Origin of the sequence: Frankia sp. EI5c, assembly GCF_001636565.1 — a bacterium.
Taxonomy (GTDB): domain Bacteria; phylum Actinomycetota; class Actinomycetes; order Frankiales; family Frankiaceae; genus Parafrankia.
This window is the reverse complement of sequence record NZ_LRTK01000016.1, coordinates 25,813-44,733: the sequence shown is the minus strand read 5'-3', so window position 1 is coordinate 44,733 and position 18,921 is coordinate 25,813. Positions and strand designations below refer to the sequence as shown.

The window sequence follows — 18,921 nt, the reverse complement described above, 5'->3', positions numbered from 1 at the left end:
CACCGAGCGGCTGGCCGANGGAGGCGAGTTCCGCGGCGGGTCCTGTGGCGCTGTCCGCTTCCCGGTCATCCGAACACATGCGCTCATCCTCCGCCGGCCCGGCGGCCGCCGGCATCGGCCCCGCGGACGGGCTCAGGGGGTGGAACTGCCGCCGGAAGTGACGTTCGGCGTCAGATTGGCGTCCAGCAGGACGTTCTGGCCGCCCGCGGTGAAGGTGAGGCGGTCAGCGCCCACCACCGCGGATTTCAGCCGCATGTTGAACGGCAGTCCGGTGATGGGCACCCGCACGGTGAGCAGTGCCCGCAGCGGCTCCACCAGTTCGGAGGGGATCACCGTGCCGAGTCCCGACGCGAGCTCCCGGGGCGTGAAGGTGACGGCGTCCGCGGTCACACCGATGTCGGCGGTGCCGGAGACCGGGTACTGCGAGCCCAGGACCTCGACGTTCCCGCTGATCTCGATGCCCTGGCCGGCCGGGCTGACCCGGGCCGGTGGCTGCTGGCTCGCCAGATACCTGTTCAGGTCGTCGAAGGTCAGGTCGACCTGCGCCTCGACCCTGTCGACCGGCACCCGCTCGACCTCGTTCCGCAGGACGTCCGAGAGGGGCAGCCGTACCCCGTTCAGCTCGGCGCGGACGCGGTCGACCCGCACACCCTCCTGTTCGTAGCCACGGACCTCGATGTCGACGTCGCGGTACCGGCCCGCGGCGACCTGGGTGAGGAAGGGGAAACCGGCGAGGGAGACATCCGGGCGCTCGGCGAGGTTCTGCGAGCTCTGCGCTCTGGTGGCGATCTGGTCCGCGACGACCCTGGCCGCGACCCGGTCGAGAACCCCGACGACGATCAGAGCCAGGACGACCGTCACCAGGAAGATCGTCAGGCCGCGCCGCGCGCCCCGGCTCATCCGGGAAGCTGACGGCCGACGAGGTAGACCATCGGTGCCGCGAGTGCCAGCGGGAGCAGCACGCCCAACAGCGCCGCGGCGACCACCGCGAGCCGGGCCGAAAGGCCGGATCCGGCCAGCGGCGCGGGGCCGGCGGGAACCGCGCATGCGGCTGCCACCGCCCCGGCACCGGCCAGCGCCACCGCGACCGGGGCACCCAGCTCCGTCAGCGCGCCGAAGATCGCCCCCGCGCCGGCACCCGCGGCCGCCCCGAGCAACGCCGCCACGAGGGCACCGAGCCGGAGACGCGGCGTGTCCGGCAGGGTGGCGGCGGCGTGCTCCAAGAACGCCAGGGCGACGCGTCCGACCAGCACCGCCGTGCCGGCACCAAGCAGGCCGGCGATGACCATGGTGTCCGGGGCGTGGTCCGCTCCGGCCTCGGCCCGCAGCACCAGGAAGCCCGTCAGGAACCCGGCGACGGTGACCCCCCCGAGCGCGGCGGCCATGTCACGGCTGACCCGTTCAGCCGCCGGCGCGACGCGGCCAGATCCGGCGGCCGCCTGGGTGGCGGCAGTGGCCGGGGCCGCGGCGCCCGCGTGCACCCGCCGGCCGAGCTGGTAGAGCACCGTGACCGCGAGGGATACCCCGACGACGCCCGCCACCGTGCCGATGCCGTTGTCGTCATAGCCGTGGCCACCGTCGCGGCCGCCGAACGGCCAGAGCACGGCGAGGTCTCCGGCCAGCGCGCTACCCGCCACCAGCACCGTCGTCCCCGGCGAGGCACCGAGCGCCCGTACCCAGGCCCAGCCCAGCGCGACCTGCGCCGCGAGCAGCACACCCGCCAGCGCCCAGGGACCGGAGGCCGCCGCGACCGCGGCCCCGGTGACCAGCACGGCAACCGCCACGCCGGTGAACGCCGTGTCCAGGAAGGCGGCCGGCCCGCCCCGCCCCACCGGCCCGGCCGTCCCGCCCGGCCGGATCAGGCCCGAGGATCCGGACAGTCCGGATACTCCGGGCGAGCCGGGCTCGGGTGTAGGCACCACACCATGCTGCCACGGCCGATCGGGCGGGAATCCAGGGCCCGGCGGCAGCCGGATGTGTCCCCGCGTAGGCCTCACCCTCCGGCAAAGGGGGGTAAGACCTCCACAACCGCCCCGTCCCGCAGCACGACGTCCCGCGGATCACGCCGGCCGACCGGCTCGTCGTCGAGCAGGAACGCACAGCGGGCCAACACCGTGGCGAGCCGTTCGCCCCGACGGTGGGTGACGTCGTCCAGCGCCACCGCGAGGGTGGGCGCGTCAACCTGTTCCTGCTCGATACCGGCCGCCTCGCGGGCCGCGGCCCAGTACCTGACCATGACCCGTGCCACGGCGTCACCTCGTTCCTCGCTCGACCGGTCGCCGACCGGCGATCCGGCAGTTCGGTGCGCTGGGCGCGCCGCCGCCCACGCACCCGGCCGGTCACCCGGCCGGCGAGGGACCTGTCTCCCGCGCCATCCGCCGCGCGCACTGCGCCCACTCGGGACGACCGGCCAGCAGATCAGGCAGGTGCGCCCCGATTCGGTCAACCAGTCCCGGCACGACCCCGGCCTCTGCGTGCCCGAAGCCGGGGACCAGCCAGAGCTGCGCGGTGGGACCGGCCGCGGCCGCCAGTGCGCGCGGATGCTCCACAGTGAAGTACGAGTCACGGTCGCCGTGCACGATAAGTACGGGCGTCGGCGCGATCCCGCCGATCACCTCGACGGGTGCGGCGGGTATCTCGGGCCACGGGTCCGCCGCGATACGGACCCCCAGACCGAGCCGGGCGGCGACCCGTCCGGACGCCGTCTCGGCGAACCAGTGGATGCGCCGCATGGGAGCCGTGTCACGAACGAACCACCGGCTGGCGGCGCTCACGGTCACGACGGCATCCGGGCGGTGCCGGAGTCGATGCCCATGTGTCATCTCTCCGGCGGCCGCGAGGCCGGCGTGACGCACGACCGCGGCACCACCCATGGACCAACCCATCGTGACCACCTTCCGGTAGCCGAGTCGTCGCGCCTCGCCTACCGCGGCGTCGACATCCAGGACCTCGCGGTCCCCAAAAGTGCAGGTGCCGGTCGATCTGCCGTGACCACGCAAGTCCATCGACAGCACACTCACGTGCCGGCGCAATTCGTCTGTTACAGCGCGCAGCGCCGGCCGCCCGATCGATCCGGAGAAGCCGTGGGCAACGACCACGCAGACGGCCTCGTTGTCTGTCACCACAGGAACACGATTCCGCAGCTCCGTGGCCAGGATCTCAGCGTCTGCGGTGGGAAGAAGTCGGTAGACAGTAGGAGCGGAGTAGGGCACTCCGCTATCCTCCCCACAGACCGGTACTCGTTTCATGCCCATGACGGTCGTGGAACGTGGGACACCGGAGACAAGGATCGCCTGGGTCGACGCTGCCCCAACACACACCGCACCTGGAGGAGCCGTCTTGAGCGTCGTCCTTTTGCTCACCAACGCCCCCGGTCCGTCGGCCGAGTCCTTTCCGTCCCTAGGCCTCCTCACCCACACGGTCCGGGTGGCACCGCTGGAGGCAAGCGCACTGCTCGACGCACCTCCTGTCGACGTGATCGTCGTCGACGGCCGCCGCGAGCTCGTCATCGCCCGCGGCCTGTGCCGGCTGCTGCGTACCACCGGGCTCACCACTCCTCTGCTGGCGCTGGTCACCGAGGGCGGGCTCGCCGCCGTCTCCGCTGACTGGGGCGTCGACGACGTGGTTCTCGACACGGCCGGTCCGGCCGAGGTCGAGGCCCGGCTGCGGCTGGCCATCGGCCGGGTCGCCGCCGCTGGCGGCACCGCCGAGGCCGGAGTGATCCGGTCCGGTGACCTCTCCGTCGACGAGACCACCTACTCCGCCAAGCTGCGGGGGCGTCCGCTCGAGCTCACGTTCAAGGAGTTCGAGCTGCTCAAGTACCTCGCGCAGCACCCGGGTCGGGTCTTCACCCGCGCGCAGCTCCTGCAGGAGGTCTGGGGCTACGACTACTACGGAGGTACCCGGACGGTGGACGTCCACGTCCGCCGGCTGCGCGCGAAGCTCGGCCCCGAGCACGAGGCGATGATCGGAACCGTCCGGCACGTCGGGTACAAGTTCGTCGCACCGCCGATCTCCCCGCTGCCCGAGGCCGCCAACCGTATGGACCGGGACGACATCCGTACCCCCGAGCGCGTCTGACCGGTCCGTCTGGCCGAACGTTCGACCAGCTCGACCGGCTCGACCAGGCGATTCAGTTCGGTCCACCACACCATCACCACCAGCAGCACCAGTACCAGCAGCACCACCAGCGAGCCAGCGCCATGACGAGAACGGTTCCACCACCCCCAGGGTGGTGAGCCGCACGGGAGCACTGCCGCGCAGGCCAGTCGCCACCGCGCGTACCGGGAGGGTCCGGCGGCCGTCGAAGGACGGCTGCCGGACCCTCCCGGCATGTTCGGGCGCATCGCGCCGCGGACGGCTCACGCCGGGCGGGCCCGGGCGCGCGCTTCCGTCACCCACGGCGACGCCGGAGCGGCCCTCACTCGGGCCGAAACCTGCCAGTCACCTGACGACACCGTCAGGTGGAGATCCAGCCAGGCCGATCGGCACCCTCGTGCCTGCCCCCCACCGACACTCGTCACTTTGACAACGTCACTCCGACGACGACAACGTCACTCTGACGACGCCCACCCCGGCGACGCACTAACGTCGACTGGTGACCTCGCTGATCTGGTTGCGCACCCTCGACGTTCCCGCGGTGGCCGCAATCACCGACCTGCTGGCCGCCGCCGAGCGGGTCGACGGCAGCGGCGGCGTCTCCGAGGACGTCCGCCTCACGCTGCGCCCGGCCTCCGACGCCGGGGCCGACACGAACACAGACACCGGAACGGGAACGGGCACGGGCACGGAGACCGGCCCCGGCGAAGGCGGCGTGGCGCACCTGGTGGCCCAGGCTGGCTCGACGGTGGTGGGTTACGCGGCGCTGAGCGCCCCGGGGGCGCAGCGCCAGGCCGAGCTGGTCGTCCACCCCGATCACCGGCGGGCCGGGATCGGCACCGCCCTCGTCCGGGAGCTGTCCGAGGCGACGCCCGCACCAGCGCAGCTCGAGATCTGGGCGCACGGCGATTCGCCGGCTGCGGCGGCACTAGCCGGCCGAGCCGGCTTCGACCGCTCCCGGGTGCTGCTCCAACTGCGCCGGCCGTTGCGCGGGCCACAGCGCCTGCCACCGCTCCCCGCGGGCGGCGGGGCCGACCCGCCCGCGGCTGACGACCTGCCGGAGCCGGCGGTCCCCGCCGGGGTGGTCATCCGGACCTTCGAGCCGGGCCGGGACGAGGCGGCGTGGCTGGCGGTCAACGCGAAGGCGTTCGCCACGCACCCCGAGCAGGGCCGCTGGACGATGAGTGATCTGCGGGCGCGGGAGGCGGAACCGTGGTTCGCCCCGGCCGGTTTCTTCCTCGCGGAGCGGGACGGGGAACTGCTCGGTTTCCACTGGACGAAGGTTCATCCAGCCGACCCGGCACCCGCGGACGGTTCCGCCGCCCGCCCGGAGGCGATCGGTGAGGTCTACGTGGTCGGGGTCGTGCCCGGAGTGGGCGGCGCGGGCCTGGGCCGGGCGCTGACCATCACCGGCCTGCGTCATCTACGGGACCTCGGGCTGGGCACAGTGATGCTGTACGTGGACGAGGGCAACGAGCGCGCTGTCCGGCTCTACACCCGCCTGGGGTTTCACCGGCACACCGTCGACGTCTCCTACCGGCGGGCCACACCCGGCCGCGTCCGGGGCTGACCGGGGAGCGGGGCGGCCGCCAGACCGGACCGGCTCTGTGCCGGGGCGACGGACGAACCATGGTCGACGTCGATCACCGTCGTGAGGTTCGTGACGGCCAGCAGCCGGTAGGCGTTCTCGTTGAGGTTGCGCAACACGAGGCGCCCGCCGGCGGACCGCTGCCGCTGATGCGCGTAGAGGATCACGGCGAGCCCCTGCGAATCCAGGAAGGTGACCTCCCTGAGATCGACGACGATCTCGCGGACGCCGGCGATCCGCGCGTCCAAAAGCGCCTCCCGCAACGGCTCCAGCGACGAGTAGTCGATCTCGCCCTCCGGGTGCACCACGACCGCGTCTCGACCTGTCACTTCCACACGCACGCTGGGGACCATGGCTCCGGTCGGCCGACGACGGTGCGGGGCGGGAAGCCGGCCGAGCATGCCTCCCACGGCGCGACGCGCTCCTGACAAGCGCGATCGCCCTGCCCCTACCCAGGGGGTATCGGCCTCACACCAGGTTCAGGTGGAGGTTTTTTCCGGCATCTGACCTTTTGGGCTTCGGAGCGCGTTCACGATCACTCGGCGGTCCGGCGATCATGCCGCGCCCGGGCACGCAATGGCGCCGAAGCATCACCTGAAGCAGTCTGGCTCACGTGCGGCAACCGGACAGCCAGACGCGCGCCGTGTCCACGGCTTTCACCTGCTTCTATTTCGCTCGGTTTCCTTCCGCACCTGTTCACCGGGCCTGTCGTCAACTCATCCGCGCCGGCCAGGACCGCTCCAGGTGCTCCGCGACCGACATCACATCGACTGGCGTGGATCGCCGCACATCGCGGCTCGAATGCCGACCACCAGCTTCCATCGCGACGCATCCGGCTGAAACACGACAGGTCGATGCAAACGATGGGTTCCGGCCCAAATTCCGGCAGTGTCGGTCCACATGGTGTTCCACCAGTGTGGGCACGGGCACGGGCGGTCGAAAACTCCCCGGCACGCGGGGTGTTATGACCGGAATCACCATGAGACCTTCATCCCCGGCACGGCGATCGCGCAGATGTCTTCTGACAACGCCGCGAACCGCCACCCGCGAACTACCACCCGCGAACTGCCACCCCGAGGACAGCGCACATTCGACGGGGCTTGACCGGGCGGGTTTCCGGCCGAGCCCCGTCGAGGAGCCTGTTGAGGAGAGGAACGCACGATGTCCCGACCGAGCACCGCCACCACGCCGCGTGACGATCACACCGAGCCGCCCCGGCGAGGCCCGGCACCCGAGCCGCACGAGATCACGATCTTTGTTGGCCGCACGGACGGCGCGGCGATCACCGTTGCCGCGGCCACCCGGGCTCCCGACCACGCCCGCGCACAGTCGGTGCAGGTGGCCCCGAGCACCCCCGCACCGCACCCCGACGAGCCGGGACTCGCGGAGATCGCCCCGGAAGGCGGGCTGGTCGTGCGGCTTCGGATCACGCCGAACGGGCCCGGGCCAGCCGCCTCCACCGACCTCGAGATCGACGAGGTCCGCCGCATCGTCGATCACCTGCTGACACTGGAGTCGGCGCGGCGGCCCGGGTCAGAGCAGGCCGGAACAACCGCCTCACCGCCGGCCGAGCCCGGCGCGCGCGTCACCGTCGTCACGGCTGAGGGCACCACAGCGGGTGGCCTGCGCCATGCTCTGGCCTCCGTCCCCGCCGAGGCCCGGTTGCGGGACTTCACCTCCGACGCCGAGGTTGTTCTCGTCTTCGACCAGGCCCGGCGGCCGCACTGACGCGGGGTCGTCGCAGCGCGCCGGCCGACCGCACGCCGGATACAGGTCAGCCTCTGGCAACACCGGCGCGCCGAGCCTCCAGGTCAGCACGGTCCGCCACCCAGTACGGGCCCTCGTCCTCGACCATGTCCGTCATGATCACATGATGGTGGCCCTGGTGACCGGTGGGCAACAGGCAGGTCATCCCGTCAGCGCGGCAACCGGGAGCTGTGATGGTCCTGGGAGCGGACCACGTCAGCCAGACCTCCTCGTTTCCCCACCCCTGCAGCACGGCCATATGACTGTCGGGGTGACCTTCCTGCAGTGCGCAGGTCACCTCGCTGGGCACCTCGTAGGCGGCTCCCGGCACATCATCGAGCCGCATGACTATGTCCTCGGGCACACGCTGCCATGCTCCGCAGCCGCCCTCCTCCATGATCATTCCGTTGCTGTTCCCTCCGCCGTCCATCGACTGATCCCGTCATCACGCGCAAACCAGGCATCCTGGACACTCTTCGTGTCCGCATCGTCACAAGCGCGCTCGACGCACCGATATAAGCACGGACCGTGGGGAGGTCTCCCGGCNGGGCTGAACTATCCGTTTCCCGAGCTTTCGCCCCTTTGGTGCCTCGGCCCGCCGGCCGGGGAACGATCCGGCGGAGGAAGAAGCTCAGGACACAGAGATTCCCAACGCGGCCGCCATCGGACCGATGAGAGTCAGCAGGCTGTCGGCGTCCACCTCGGCGCCCGCGAGCCCGGCCACACCCGTGGCGCCGTCGAAGCGACAGCCTCGGAACGAGGCCGCCACGACCTTCGTACCGGTGAAGACAGCCTCACTCAGATCACAGTCCTCGAACCGGACATGGTCCAGACGTGTCCCCGCCAGGTCCAGACCCGACAGGTCACATCCGGTGAACCGCACCCGGCGCAGCAGGCAGGACCGCAACGTGACTCCGTCGGCACGGACCTGCTCCAGGGTGAGGTCGTGAAATTCTCCGCGGATCCAGACGGCCCCGGAGACCCTGCCACCGGTGAACTGGACCCGGGTCCCGCCACCTCCGTCGATCAGCACGCCGGCCAGCACCGCCTGTTCGGCCAGCACGTCACGCAGGCGCAGGCCCGTGAGCTCACCACCGAGGACACGCGTGCCCGCCAGCACGGTCGATTCGACCATCGCGCCGACCATGCCGTCATCCGGGTCGCCCGCGGTGACCGCCGATCGCAGGTCCTCGACCGTCCCGCGAACGACCCGGGGCGGCACCGCTCCCCGGGCGGCCGCGCCGGAAACCCGGGAGGTCGCGCCGACAGCCGGGGGCGCCGGCTGCCACGGATCAGCCCGCTGTCGTTGCGCCATGCCAGAGATTCTCACTCACCCGCGACCGGCCATCCCGACAGCGTCCTCGGCGTCGATGAATGGGCATCGATGGGCGTCATCAGCCGCGGATGGCGTCGATCAGGGAGATCAGGGACAGCACCGAGAAGGCGACCGCTGCGATCCTGGTGATCAGGCGCACGGAGAGGACCTTCAACAGCCCACGACCGCCCGCAATGGCCATGGCCGCGACGGTCCACAGCGCGAGAACCGCCCCGATCCAGACCGCCACCGGCGCGGAGTAGCGGGCGGCGAGGTTCGCTGTCGAGAACTGGGTGAGATCGCCCAGTTCCGCGACGAACACCACGGCGAAGGAGGTCGCGGCGACCCGGAGGAACCCCGACCGGCCCGCGGACTCCGCCGCCGCCGCTTGGACGCCGCTTCCGGCGCCGGTGCCGCTTCCGGTGCCGGTGCCGGTGCCGGCCTCGCCGGCGCCGAGCGCACTCGCGCCGACACTCTCGCCCGCGGGCACGGGACCACCCGCAACGTCGATGGCCGCGTCGTCGGGGACCGTGTGGTCCTCTCGTCCCTCGCGCAGGACCAGCGCCGCGCCCAGGGCGAACAGCAGGGCCGCCACCACGTCGACAGCCCGGGCCGGCAGCAGCGAGATCACGCTGCCAGCCGCCACCGCCAACGTCACCTGCACCAGGAAGGCCGCCGCGACCCCCACCCAGACGTACAGAGGACGGAAGCGGCTCCCCAGGACAAGGCTCGCCACCATCGTCTTGTCGGGAAGTTCCGCCAGAAAGATCACGCCGAAGGTGACGAATAGAGCGGTGAGACTCACGGCCCGGTTCCCTCTCATCGAGGCCGGGCCGGACGGAACGGAAGCCGCCTTCGACCCGGCACAACAGCCAGATCGAAGGTCTCGCCCACCTGACGGAGGTCAGGCCCGACGGCCGGGCTCGGGAACCGAGCCAGTATGTCGACACACCGGGCCGCGCCGACCCGACCCCACGCGGACCCCGGCACGGCCATCGCAACGATGACACGAGCCGGCCGCGGGGTCGAACTACCTGGTCGCCACGGCGGGGCTACTCCCCTTCGACTCGCACACTACCGCGACCGGCCGCGCGACGGACCACCCGGACCCATACAGAGGACAACAAGCAGGCCACACGCGGGCGGACCTGACCGGTGCGGCACCGGCCGCCTACAGAAAGACACCGATAACCTCACTCAAGGTGATCGCCGATTCTGGTCGACCGTCCGTTGAGCCGACACGAGTCCTGACTCTTCCCGCGCCGCCGGGCCGCCCGGCCGCGGGCGGCACAGCGACCAGGACGGGCGCCGCGGAACCGACGTCCGGCAGCGGTGGCCCGGACCCGGAGATCACGGCTGCCGACCGCACCGGGTCAGTCGCTCCGGACACCGACCGCTCCGGATCCGGCATGACCCACGCCCGTTCGGACCTCCCGCCGGCCCACCGCGGCGGCTCGGCCCCCGGTGCCGCGCTCCTGGCAGCCCAACGGCCACCCGGCCGGCTCCGGCCGGTCATCAACGCGACGGGGATCCTGCTGCACGACGGGCTGGGCCGCGCACCGCTCTCCCCCGACGCCCGCACCGCAATCGACGCGGCCGCCGCGACCTGCGACGTCGAGCTGGACCTGGCGACCGGCCGGCGCGGCCGGCGCGGAAACGCCGCGCTGTCCGCGCTGGCCGCGGCCGTCCCCGCGGCCCGCTCCGTACACGTGGTCAACAACAACGCCGGCGCGCTGGTCCTCGCGGCCATGGCGCTGGCGGCCGGCCGGGAGATCGTCATCAGCCGCGGCGAGATCGTCGAGACCGCCGACGGATTCCGCCTGCCCGAGCTGTTGACCTCGGCCGGAGCCCGGCTGCGGGAGGTGGGCAGCACCAACCGGACGACGCTGGGCGACTATGCCGACGCCATCGGCCCACGAACCGGCTTCGTGCTTCGCATGCACCCACCGACCTTCCGGGTGGTCGGCCTGACGATGGCNCCCGCCCTGACCGATCTCGCCGAGCTGTGCGCCCGCCGGGGCGTACCGCTGGTCGGCGACCCCGGGTCCGGGCTGCTGACTCCGAACCGCGCGCTGCCCGACGAGCCCGATGCGTCGACCTGGCTGCGTGGTGGTGTCAGCCTGGTCACCACCTGCGGGGACAAGCTGCTCGGTGGCCCGCAGTGTGGTCTCGTCCTCGGGCGCGGCGATCTGGTCGCCCGGATGCGCCGGCATCCGCTGGCCCGCGCCCTGCGGGTGGACAAGCTGACGCTGGCCGCCCTGGAGGCCACCCTGCATGCCGGGGACAGTCCCGTGCGCCGCTTCCTGCACACGGACGCCGCGGAGCTCAGAATCCGCGCCGAGCGGCTGGCTGCCTGGCTGCGCCGGTCGGGGGTCCCGGCGTCCGCCGTGAGCAGCCGGGCGGTCGTCAGCTCGGACGGCACGGAAAGCGGGGCCGGTGGGCTGCCCAGCGCTGCCGTCGCGCTCGACGCCGGACTCGCCGCGCGGCTGCGCCAGGGGCAGCCCCCGGTGCTGGGACGGGTCGAGCAGGGCTGCTGCCTGCTGGATCTGCGCTCGGTCCCGTCAGATCTCGATCCCGTTCTGGCCGCGACGGTCCTGGCCGCCGCAACCGGATCGGGGCCCGTCGCCGACGACCCCCCCACCGGCCCCGCCCAACCGAGCTGCACCGCCCAACCGAGCGATGCCGCCCAACCGAGCTGCACCGCCCAACCGAGCGATGCCGCCCAACCGAGCGATGCCGCCAGCCCGCATCCCATGGGATGGGCTCACGTGCCCGACTGGGCGCGCCGCACGGACCGTTGGCCCGCGGCGGGCTGGACGCCTCAGCTGGACAGCGAAACGGACCCGGACGAGGCAACCCTGCAGTGACCGCCCCGGAGAGCTCCGCAACCCGCGGGCTGGGCTGGGCCGGCGGGTTTCTCATCGTCACGCATGCCCTGGTCCACCTGGTGATCTGGCCGGGGGCACCGCTCGGGACGCCCGATGGTGCCCGGCTGCGCTGGAACGGAGGCTCCTGGTCCTGGGAACCGAGCTGGCTGCCACCGACCGCGGTCATCGTGACCGGCGGCACGCTGCTCGCGGGAGCGGTGCTCGGTTGCCTCCTCGGTGGGCTGGCCCTGCTGGGGCTGCCGGGAGCCCGCCGGTTCCCCCTGCTCGCCAACGGGACCGGCGCCGTCTGTTCCCTGTCGCTGTTCGCGCTGGCCTGGCCGGGCCTCGAACCCGACCCGTCCGAGTTCGTCGTCGGGCCGGTGCTGAGCGCGGTGTTGCTCGCGGCGGTCGGCGGAGCTCTGCTGCGCCGCGGCTGGCGCCGCCGCCTGCGGGCACGGACCGGACCGGACGCCCCGACGGGTTCCGGCATCGCGGGAATCCCGGCGGTCGGTTCGAACTCCGGCTCCCGGATCGTCAGGCCAGGGACAGGGCCGAGAGCTCGCGGTTGAGATTGGCCCTGGCGGCCGGCTCCCAGAGTCGGTGGGCCCAGGCCGTCGCGTAGATCGGCCCGTCCAGCAGATGCCGTAGGACGGCGCCGCGCCCGGCGGCCCAGGTGTCGCCGGCGACCCAGGCGTATTCCAGCCGCACCCGGCGGACATAGCGGTCGTAGGACGACGCGGGACGGGCCAGCACCCGCAGGTCGGCATCGTTCACGAACGCCTCGTCGGATGCCTGTGCGCGATGCCCCGCCGTGGCCTCCACCAGCCGTCGCACCTCGGTCACCACCCGCGCCGGGCAGCCGAGAGCACCGAGGACATCGCCGGCGAGNTCGGCTGACCGCTGTTCGTTGTCCCGGGCGCGGGAGTCGTACACGGCGTCATGAAAGTGGATCGCGAGCAGACAGGCCGGGAGATCGACTCCGGTCGCCTCGGCGCGGTCGGCAGCGATCAGGAGGTGGAAGGCCGCCGTGGTCTCCGCCACATGACGGAGCGTGTGATAGTGCCTTCCAGGCTCCCGGTAACGCCGGACGAGGTCCACGAACGCCGCCACCCGCTCCCCCGTGTCGGCGGTGGCTCCCGCGGCGAGCAGCGCGCCGTCGAACGCTCGGGCCAGCGGTGATCGCGGAGCACCGGCCAGGCCGCCGGGAGCGGGCTCCCCGCTCGCCCCGCCATCCGCAACCGTCGCCATGCCGGTGCCGAACTCGGCATCCATCCGTGCCTCCCGGTCCCTGGTGAATCCCGGTCGGGTCACTCTCGATCGTGNACGCTACGTGCATCTTTCGCAGCCGATTGATCGGATCTACCGATTACACCTTTGGCTCACCGTTTGCCTCAACCCACATTGCTGTAGTCGAACACGTGTGCGAAGGTGGGCGCGTGGCAGTCCAGATAACGATCGACGATCAGACATACACGCTGCGTGATGATGTCGACCCCGAGGAACTACGGCGACGCGTCGCGCAGGCGGTCTTCCGCTGCGAGGTCGAGCAGCTACATCTCGCGGACGGCCGGCGGGTCCTCGTCAACTGGCGTTCGGTCCGCCTCGTCCATGTCGACGTCGCTCCCCCGGGCAGCGCTCTCCCGGGCAGCGCTCTCCCGGGTGACACGTCGGCCGTCACCGGCGCGGCTGACACCGGCGCGGCCGCCAGCACCGGCGGTACCGGCGGCGGTGTCACCCATCCGGTGATGGCGGCGGCCCCCAGCCACCACCACCCGGCGTACGAAGAGTGACGACGGCTCCGGCGGGCAGCTGCCGGCTCGCCTTCGGCGGGAGCGGTACCCCGTCGACGTCGTTGTGGCCGACGAGGCCGGGTTCCCCGCCCGCGATGCCGCCGGGCGGGTGCCGGCGCCGATCTGTCAGCACTGACAGCGTCGCCGGTTCCAGGACCCGCAGCGAACGCACCAGTCCCGAACCGCCCGGGTGCCTGCCACGTCCACCCGTGCCATCGGCCAGCTCGTAACGCTCCACCCGCATCGGATACTCCAGTTCGAGCGCCTCGATCGGGGTGTTCAAAGTGTTCGTCATCCCCACATGCACCCCGGACGGGCCCGGCCCCCGGGCGGAGGCGCCCTGCCCGCCGCCCAGCGTCTCGTAGTACGTCCAGGTCGCTCCACCGATCACCAGGTTGTTCATGGTCCCCTGCCCCGGGGCCGGGAGGAGGGGAGCGACGGCAGGCGGCACGGCGGTCGCGGGCTCGGCCGCGGCCGAGCCCGCCCCGACCGCCAGCCGCAGGGCCGCGAGCACCGTGTCCGCGATCCGTTGGGACGTCTCGACGTTGCCCGCCACGACGGCGGACGGACGGCGGGCGTCCACCAGCGAGCCGGGCTCGGTCACCACCGACAGCGGGGCATAGGTGCCGTCACCAGTCGGGACGTCCTCGGGCAACAGCACCCGCAGCGCGAAGCAGCAGGCGGAACGGGTGACGGCGCGCGGGCAGTTGACGTTGCCGCGCACCGCCGGGGATGTCCCGGTGAAGTCCACCGTCATGCTGTCGCCCGCGATGGTGACCGCGACCCGCAGCTCGATGTCCCGGTCGTCGACGCCGTCACCTTCCAGCTCGCTGCTCACCCGGTACACGCCGTCGGGGAGTTCGGCGATCGCCGCCCGGCTCCGGCGCTCGCCGTAGCGGAGCACCTCGGCGAACGACTCCAGGACCACCGGCGTGCCATGCCGCCGGGCGAGCTCGGTGAGCCGGGCCGCCGCCAGGCCGCCCGCCGCCGCCTGCGCGCGCAGATCGCCTCGGCGCAGCTCCGGCGTCCGCGAGTTCGCGCAGATGAGATCGAGGACGTCCGCCTGCCACTCCCCGCCCCGGATGAGGCGGATCGGCGGGATGATCAGCCCTTCGGCGAAGATCTCGGTCGAGTCCGCCGGCATTGATCCCGGGCGCATGCCGCCCATGTCTGAGTGGTGCGCGCGGGTCGCGGCATAGCCGGCCAGTTCGCCGTCCAGGGCCAACGGGGAGATCAGTGTGACGTCCGGCAGGTGGTTGCCACCGGAGAACGGGTCGTTGAGCACCCACACGTCACCGGGCACCGGGTCACGTTCCGCGACCACCCGCACNGACTCGTACATCGCGCCCAGGTGCACCGGCACATGGGCGGCCTGGGCGACCATCCGCGCCTCGGTGTCGAAGAGCGCCGCCGAGCAGTCCCGGCGCTCCTTGATGTTGGACGAGTAGGCACTGCGGACCAGCAGCGTTCCCATCTCCTCCGCGATGCCGCCAACCGCGCTCGACAACACCGCCAGGGTTACCGGGTCCATACCCCCAGCTTCCCACCTCGCCCGGCCACCGGACGGCCCATCGGCAGCGGATGAGCGCCAGCCGACCGGGCGCGGTAGCGGGCGCGACGGCAGGCACGGTGGTGAGCGCGGTGGTGAGCGCGACGGCGGGGCCGTGGCGCGGGACGGAGCAATCTTGCCGGTCCGTCCGCGTCGGCGCCTCGCGATCTCGCGGCCAGCCGGGGGACTCGGCTGGCAGGGGCCGGTCGGCGCGGGCGGGCGCGGGCGGGCGCGGGCGGTGCGGGCGGTGGTGGGCGCGGCGGGCGGGTGCGGGCGGTGGTGGGCGCGGCGGGCGGTGGTGGGCGTGGCGGGCGGGTGCGGGCGGTGGCGGGCGTGGTGGGCGGGTGATCTGACAGTGGCGGTCAGCGTTTCGGGTGGCGGCGCGGGTGTGGCGATGCGGCGACTGAAGAGCTCGCTGTGTCTCTTCGGGAGAGGTGTTGACAACCCCGGTGGTGGAGGGGGCGCAACCCCNCCGGGAGCGGAGACACAACGAGGTCTTCAGTCGCTGNCGGCGNACACNCGCGGACGGGNGGCGCGGGGNGGGTGAGGGCTGTTTCGGGGCCTGTGCGCCCNCTGAAAGCCCTGGTGGCGGCGTTGCGGCGGGTTCCGCCGGATGCGGCGGCCCGATGGCCGTGCCTCGACCGGGTGGCCGCGGGCCGAGGTGTCCGCGGGCGGGGCGCTGGACGTCGCAAGGGCTGGGCGGCGGTGTCCCGGTACCGGCCCGGGCCGTCGCTCGGCGGGGCCCCGCGACCCGGCTCGCCACCCGGGCTTCCCGTCCAATCAGACAGGTCCGTCACCCCAGCCCCCGGCCGCCACGGCCGCACCGCGGTCCCGAGTCAGCCATCGACCGCCTGCCCCGAGTACGAGCAGACACCAGCAGAGCGGAACAAATAGTATTCAAGTACGAAAATCCACTCATTCAAGGCTTAACAGGATATTAGCTCCAACATCTGATGTTGTTTTTTCATTTATCTAGACCAACGGACGAATGAGTGGTTCAGTACGCAATTACGATGCGGTCCGCAGCCACCGGCGGGGACGCGCCGGAGCGGGCCGCGCCGATCATCTGCGATTAGTTGCGTCCAGGGAGCAGCGCAATGAGCGAGTACGACTATTCGGTCGCCATTCTCGGCAGCGGGATTGCCGGCTCAACGCTGGCGAACATCCTTGCCCGCCATGGTCACAGTGTGGTGCTCATCGACAGTGGCACACACCNGAGATTTGCACTCGGGGAATCAACGATCGGAGAGACGACCTATCTCCTGAAACTCCTGGCCAAACGGTTCGACGTGCCGGAGCTCGGCCACGTCAGCAGCTTCGACGGAGTTCGCCGGCATGTCTCCTCCGCCTGCGGAGTGAAACGTAACTTCGGCTTCGTCTATCACCGGGAGGGTGAGTTCCAGAACCCCGAGGAGGTCACTCAGTGTAGCGTCTCGGAGTTTCCGAACGGCCCCGAGATGCACATGCATCGCCAGGACATCGACTCCTACCTCTTCTACTCCGCGGTGCGGCACGGTGCCCACCCCCGGCAGCGGACCCAGATCGACCACGTGGAAACCACCGACAGCGCCGCGACCCTGGTGACGAAGAGCGGAGAACGGATCCGGGTCCGCTACGTCGTTGACGCGTCCGGACGCAACTCCGTGCTGGCGAACCAGCACGGCCTGCGCGAGGAGCCCTGCCGGTTCCGGACCCACTCCCGGACCCTGTTCACCCACATGGTGGGGGTCACCCCGTTCGACCAGGTCACCCGACCAAGCGGGCAGCCATCCCCCTGGCATCAGGGCACCCTCCACCATCTGTTCGACGGCGGCTGGCTGTGGGTGATCCCCTTCGACAACCACCGCGGCGCCACCAACCCGCTGTGCAGCGTCGGGCTCAACCTCGACACCCGCCGCTTCCCGAAACGACCCGAGGTCGATCCCGCCGAGGAGTGGCAGGGGTTCCTCGACCGCTTCCCGAGTGTCGCCCGCCAGTTCGCCCAGGCCCGGCCGACCTGGGACTGGATCTCGACCGGGCGCACGCAATACTCCAGCACCCGCACCGTGGGCAACCGCTGGGCCATGATGAGTCATGCCGCCGGCGCCGTCGACGCGCTGTTCTCCCGTGGCATGGCGAACACCATGCAGGTCATCTATGCATTCGCCCCGCTGCTGCTGGACGCCCTCGACGACGACGACCTCACCGCCGAGCGGTTCGCTCCGATCGACACGCTCAACCAGACCATCCTGGACGTGAACGACCAGCTGGTGGCCGGCTCCTACATCTCCTTCCGGGACTTCGACCTGTGGCGGGCCTGGTCGAAGGTCTGGTTCATGGCCTGGAACCTGGGCATCGCCCGCATTGTCGGCACCTACTTCACCTTCGAGGAGAGCGGCGACCCGGCCCTGTTCGACCGGCTGTTCGACGCGCCCTTCCCCGGTACCTTCTGCCCGGACCTGCCGGAGTTCCAAGAACTGTTCCGCGGGCTCGGAACAATCATGGAACGGGTCGAGGGAGGCCGGACCACCCCGACCGAGGCGGTGAACGAGTTGGCGACGGTGCTTGGCTCCGCCGACTTCCTGCCCACCCCGCTCGACCTCGGTGACGTGCTGCGCAGGTGGCATGACGGCTCGTTCGAGGCCCAGCGTCGGATGTACGAATGGGGTCGGTCGACCTCCCCGGAACCTCTTCGCCGGTGGTACGACTACGACCTCGATGCTCTGCTGGCCCGCACCGGCGGCGTCCGGGAGCCGGCTGTCTTCTGAGCCGCTCGTCCNCGGTGCCGCTGGGCGAACAGGGCGGCCGCCATCCGCCACCCGCGGTGCAGCCAGCGGCACCGGGAATCAGGCACCAGGCACCAGCGCCTCGCGCACCCGGAGTAATCGAGTCAGGCGGGCACCACATCGGCCGACTCGCACCGCTCCCCTTTCACGGGACATCTTCGGGAATCCCTGACGGAAGTTCTTCGGCCATACCTGCGGGTGGCTCACCTCCCCTGACCGCTTCGGGATGATCGGCAGTGACGGAANGCCAACCGCGGGGGAATGAGCGCGCCGATAAAAGCCGTCTCGGCCGGCACCGCCCGCGCCGCCCGCTGCCGGCGGCAGCGCGTTCCAGCCATTCTTCGGGATGCCGCCGAGATCTGTCACGGCGCCTTTCCGCCGCGCCCGGACGCGGCGGCACCGCCGGTGAGCAGTGATTCCCGAACGGCGAGAAACAGGAGACCACTGGAGGCGCGCGGCACATATGACAGGCGCGGGGGCAACCTTGCATTCTCGCAGAGTTTGCGAGCCACGCCTGCGCACAGCCGCCGATTCGGGGATATCGCCGCACCAGTCGGGCCTTTTGTCACACAACACGGGAACAATGTCAGGACCCCGCGGGCATCACGACCTGGCAGAGCGACAGAATGCCCGTGACGGCACTCCCGCGGCATGCGTCGCGACCGGATCGCCGCCAGCCGGCCGCGACCTCGACAGGCGCCCTGGGAGTCGACCCCGACTCGGCCACCGGAGACCGGCCACGGCCACGGCCACGGCCACGGGAGAAGAGTGATCTGAGATGGCATGACTACCCCCGCCGTCGGCCAGCCGGCTCCCGGCTGCACGCTGCCGGGAGCCGGCACTCGGAGACACCGGCGGCCGTCCGGTCCGACTTCCCACGCTCCCCGGGGAAACGCCATCCGGTTGTTCTCGCGTTCTGCCCGGGGGACAACGCCGCGGCGCACACGAAACAGTCGTGCTCCCGTTCGGCCGGACGGCCGCGCGCCGAGGCGGCTCACCAGGCGTCGAGAAGCGACCTGACCTGCGACAACGAATTCGGTAGCAATCCCGCGGAGCTCCGCTGTATGCACACTCCCGGTACCTGGGCAAGCCGGCGGGCCGACTCCCGTGCAAACTGCGCCATAACTGCACNGGTCGAATCGGCCCGCATTCTGGTGAAATAGCNCTGGCAGGTACCTGCGAGTTGGCATTGCCGGGAGAGAG

Annotated in this window: 16 protein-coding genes and 3 pseudogenes; 9 read left to right on the top strand and 10 right to left on the bottom strand. The window is 71.5% G+C overall.

All coding sequences use genetic code 11. The annotated features are described in order from the left end of the window. Positions 1-132: 132 nt before the first annotated feature. The 4 genes from UG55_RS09705 to UG55_RS09690 all read right to left on the bottom strand — a co-directional run bounded on the left by UG55_RS09705 (position 133) and on the right by UG55_RS09690 (position 3,248). On the bottom strand, positions 133-900 hold the full coding sequence (locus UG55_RS09705; RefSeq protein ID WP_066066032.1) for a DUF2993 domain-containing protein: 768 nt from the start codon (positions 898-900) through the stop codon (positions 133-135). After that, entirely contained in the window at positions 897-1,919 is a 1,023-nt protein-coding gene (locus tag UG55_RS09700) for a hypothetical protein (RefSeq protein ID WP_242424122.1), read from the bottom strand. Before UG55_RS09700 ends, UG55_RS09705 begins: the two co-directional genes overlap by 4 nt. Positions 1,920-1,993: 74 nt before the next feature. Next, a complete protein-coding gene (locus UG55_RS09695) occupies positions 1,994-2,248 on the bottom strand; it encodes a MoaD/ThiS family protein (RefSeq protein ID WP_066066026.1) in 255 nt (84 codons plus the stop codon). A 91-nt stretch (positions 2,249-2,339) separates the two neighbouring features. Next, entirely contained in the window at positions 2,340-3,248 is a 909-nt protein-coding gene (locus tag UG55_RS09690; protein ID WP_242424086.1) for an alpha/beta hydrolase, read from the bottom strand. Positions 3,249-3,339: 91 nt separating this feature from the next. Here UG55_RS09690 and UG55_RS09685 point away from each other — a divergent pair, with 91 nt between their 5' ends. Beyond that, positions 3,340-4,080: a response regulator transcription factor gene (locus tag UG55_RS09685; RefSeq protein WP_066066023.1), complete on the top strand. Its 741-nt coding sequence runs from the start codon at positions 3,340-3,342 to the stop codon at positions 4,078-4,080. 517 nt (positions 4,081-4,597) lie between these two features. Beyond that, positions 4,598-5,668, top strand: a complete 1,071-nt coding sequence (gene mshD / locus UG55_RS09680; protein WP_066066021.1) for a mycothiol synthase — start codon at positions 4,598-4,600, stop codon at positions 5,666-5,668. Here mshD and UG55_RS09675 read toward each other — a convergent pair. Next, entirely contained in the window at positions 5,632-6,039 is a 408-nt protein-coding gene (locus tag UG55_RS09675; protein ID WP_066066018.1) for an STAS domain-containing protein, read from the bottom strand. The two genes, mshD and UG55_RS09675, sit on opposite strands and share 37 nt — an antisense overlap. Before the next feature lie 808 nt (positions 6,040-6,847). On the opposite strand from UG55_RS09675, the gene UG55_RS09670 reads away from it, so the two are divergent. After that, positions 6,848-7,414 carry a hypothetical protein gene (locus UG55_RS09670; RefSeq protein WP_066066015.1) on the top strand — a complete coding sequence of 189 codons (567 nt, stop codon included), beginning with the start codon at positions 6,848-6,850 and terminating at the stop codon, positions 7,412-7,414. Between the two features lie 46 nt (positions 7,415-7,460). Here the strand turns inward: UG55_RS09670 and UG55_RS09665 are convergent, their stop codons facing one another. From UG55_RS09665 to UG55_RS09655, 3 genes are all read right to left on the bottom strand, one after another. Then, positions 7,461-7,835 (bottom strand): hypothetical protein, encoded by a 375-nt coding sequence (locus UG55_RS09665; protein ID WP_066066012.1) that lies wholly within the window; start codon positions 7,833-7,835, stop codon positions 7,461-7,463. A 228-nt stretch (positions 7,836-8,063) separates the two neighbouring features. After that, the gene (locus UG55_RS09660) at positions 8,064-8,747 is read right to left on the bottom strand and encodes a pentapeptide repeat-containing protein (protein WP_066066009.1); all 684 of its coding nucleotides are present in this window, start codon (positions 8,745-8,747) and stop codon (positions 8,064-8,066) included. 79 nt (positions 8,748-8,826) lie between these two features. Continuing rightward, on the bottom strand, positions 8,827-9,552 hold the full coding sequence (locus UG55_RS09655) for a TMEM165/GDT1 family protein (protein WP_066066006.1): 726 nt from the start codon (positions 9,550-9,552) through the stop codon (positions 8,827-8,829). 397 nt (positions 9,553-9,949) lie between these two features. On the opposite strand from UG55_RS09655, the pseudogene UG55_RS34685 reads away from it, so the two are divergent. The 4 genes and pseudogenes from UG55_RS34685 to UG55_RS09635 all read left to right on the top strand — a co-directional run. Beyond that, a pseudogene (locus UG55_RS34685) lies at positions 9,950-10,725 on the top strand (L-seryl-tRNA(Sec) selenium transferase); the annotation flags it as partial. A gap of 1 nt (position 10,726) precedes the next feature. Beyond that, positions 10,727-11,614, top strand: an 888-nt coding sequence (locus UG55_RS34680; protein WP_396230854.1) for an aminotransferase class V-fold PLP-dependent enzyme, incomplete at its 5' end; no start/stop codon positions are given. Next, on the top strand, positions 11,611-12,183 hold the full coding sequence (locus tag UG55_RS09645; RefSeq protein ID WP_242424084.1) for a hypothetical protein: 573 nt from the start codon (positions 11,611-11,613) through the stop codon (positions 12,181-12,183). The genes UG55_RS34680 and UG55_RS09645, both read left to right, overlap by 4 nt. 867 nt (positions 12,184-13,050) lie before the next feature. Next, positions 13,051-13,404, top strand: coding sequence for a hypothetical protein (locus tag UG55_RS09635; protein ID WP_066065997.1), 354 nt, complete (start codon positions 13,051-13,053; stop codon positions 13,402-13,404). On the opposite strand, the pseudogene UG55_RS09630 reads toward UG55_RS09635, so the two are convergent. Further along, positions 13,346-14,734, bottom strand: a pseudogene (locus UG55_RS09630) (hydantoinase B/oxoprolinase family protein); the annotation flags it as partial. The gene UG55_RS09635 and the pseudogene UG55_RS09630 overlap by 59 nt on opposite strands. A gap of 1 nt (position 14,735) precedes the next feature. Next, positions 14,736-14,935, bottom strand: a 200-nt coding sequence (locus tag UG55_RS34675) for a hydantoinase B/oxoprolinase family protein (RefSeq protein WP_396230853.1), incomplete at its 3' end; no start/stop codon positions are given. Between the two features lie 1,115 nt (positions 14,936-16,050). Between UG55_RS34675 and UG55_RS34670 the strand changes: the two are divergent. After that, positions 16,051-16,168: pseudogene (locus tag UG55_RS34670) on the top strand (NAD(P)-binding protein); the annotation flags it as partial. A 1-nt stretch (position 16,169) separates the two neighbouring features. After that, on the top strand, positions 16,170-17,700 hold a 1,531-nt coding region (locus UG55_RS09625), incomplete at its 5' end, for an NAD(P)/FAD-dependent oxidoreductase (RefSeq protein ID WP_255360457.1). Positions 17,701-18,921: the final 1,221 nt, after the last annotated feature.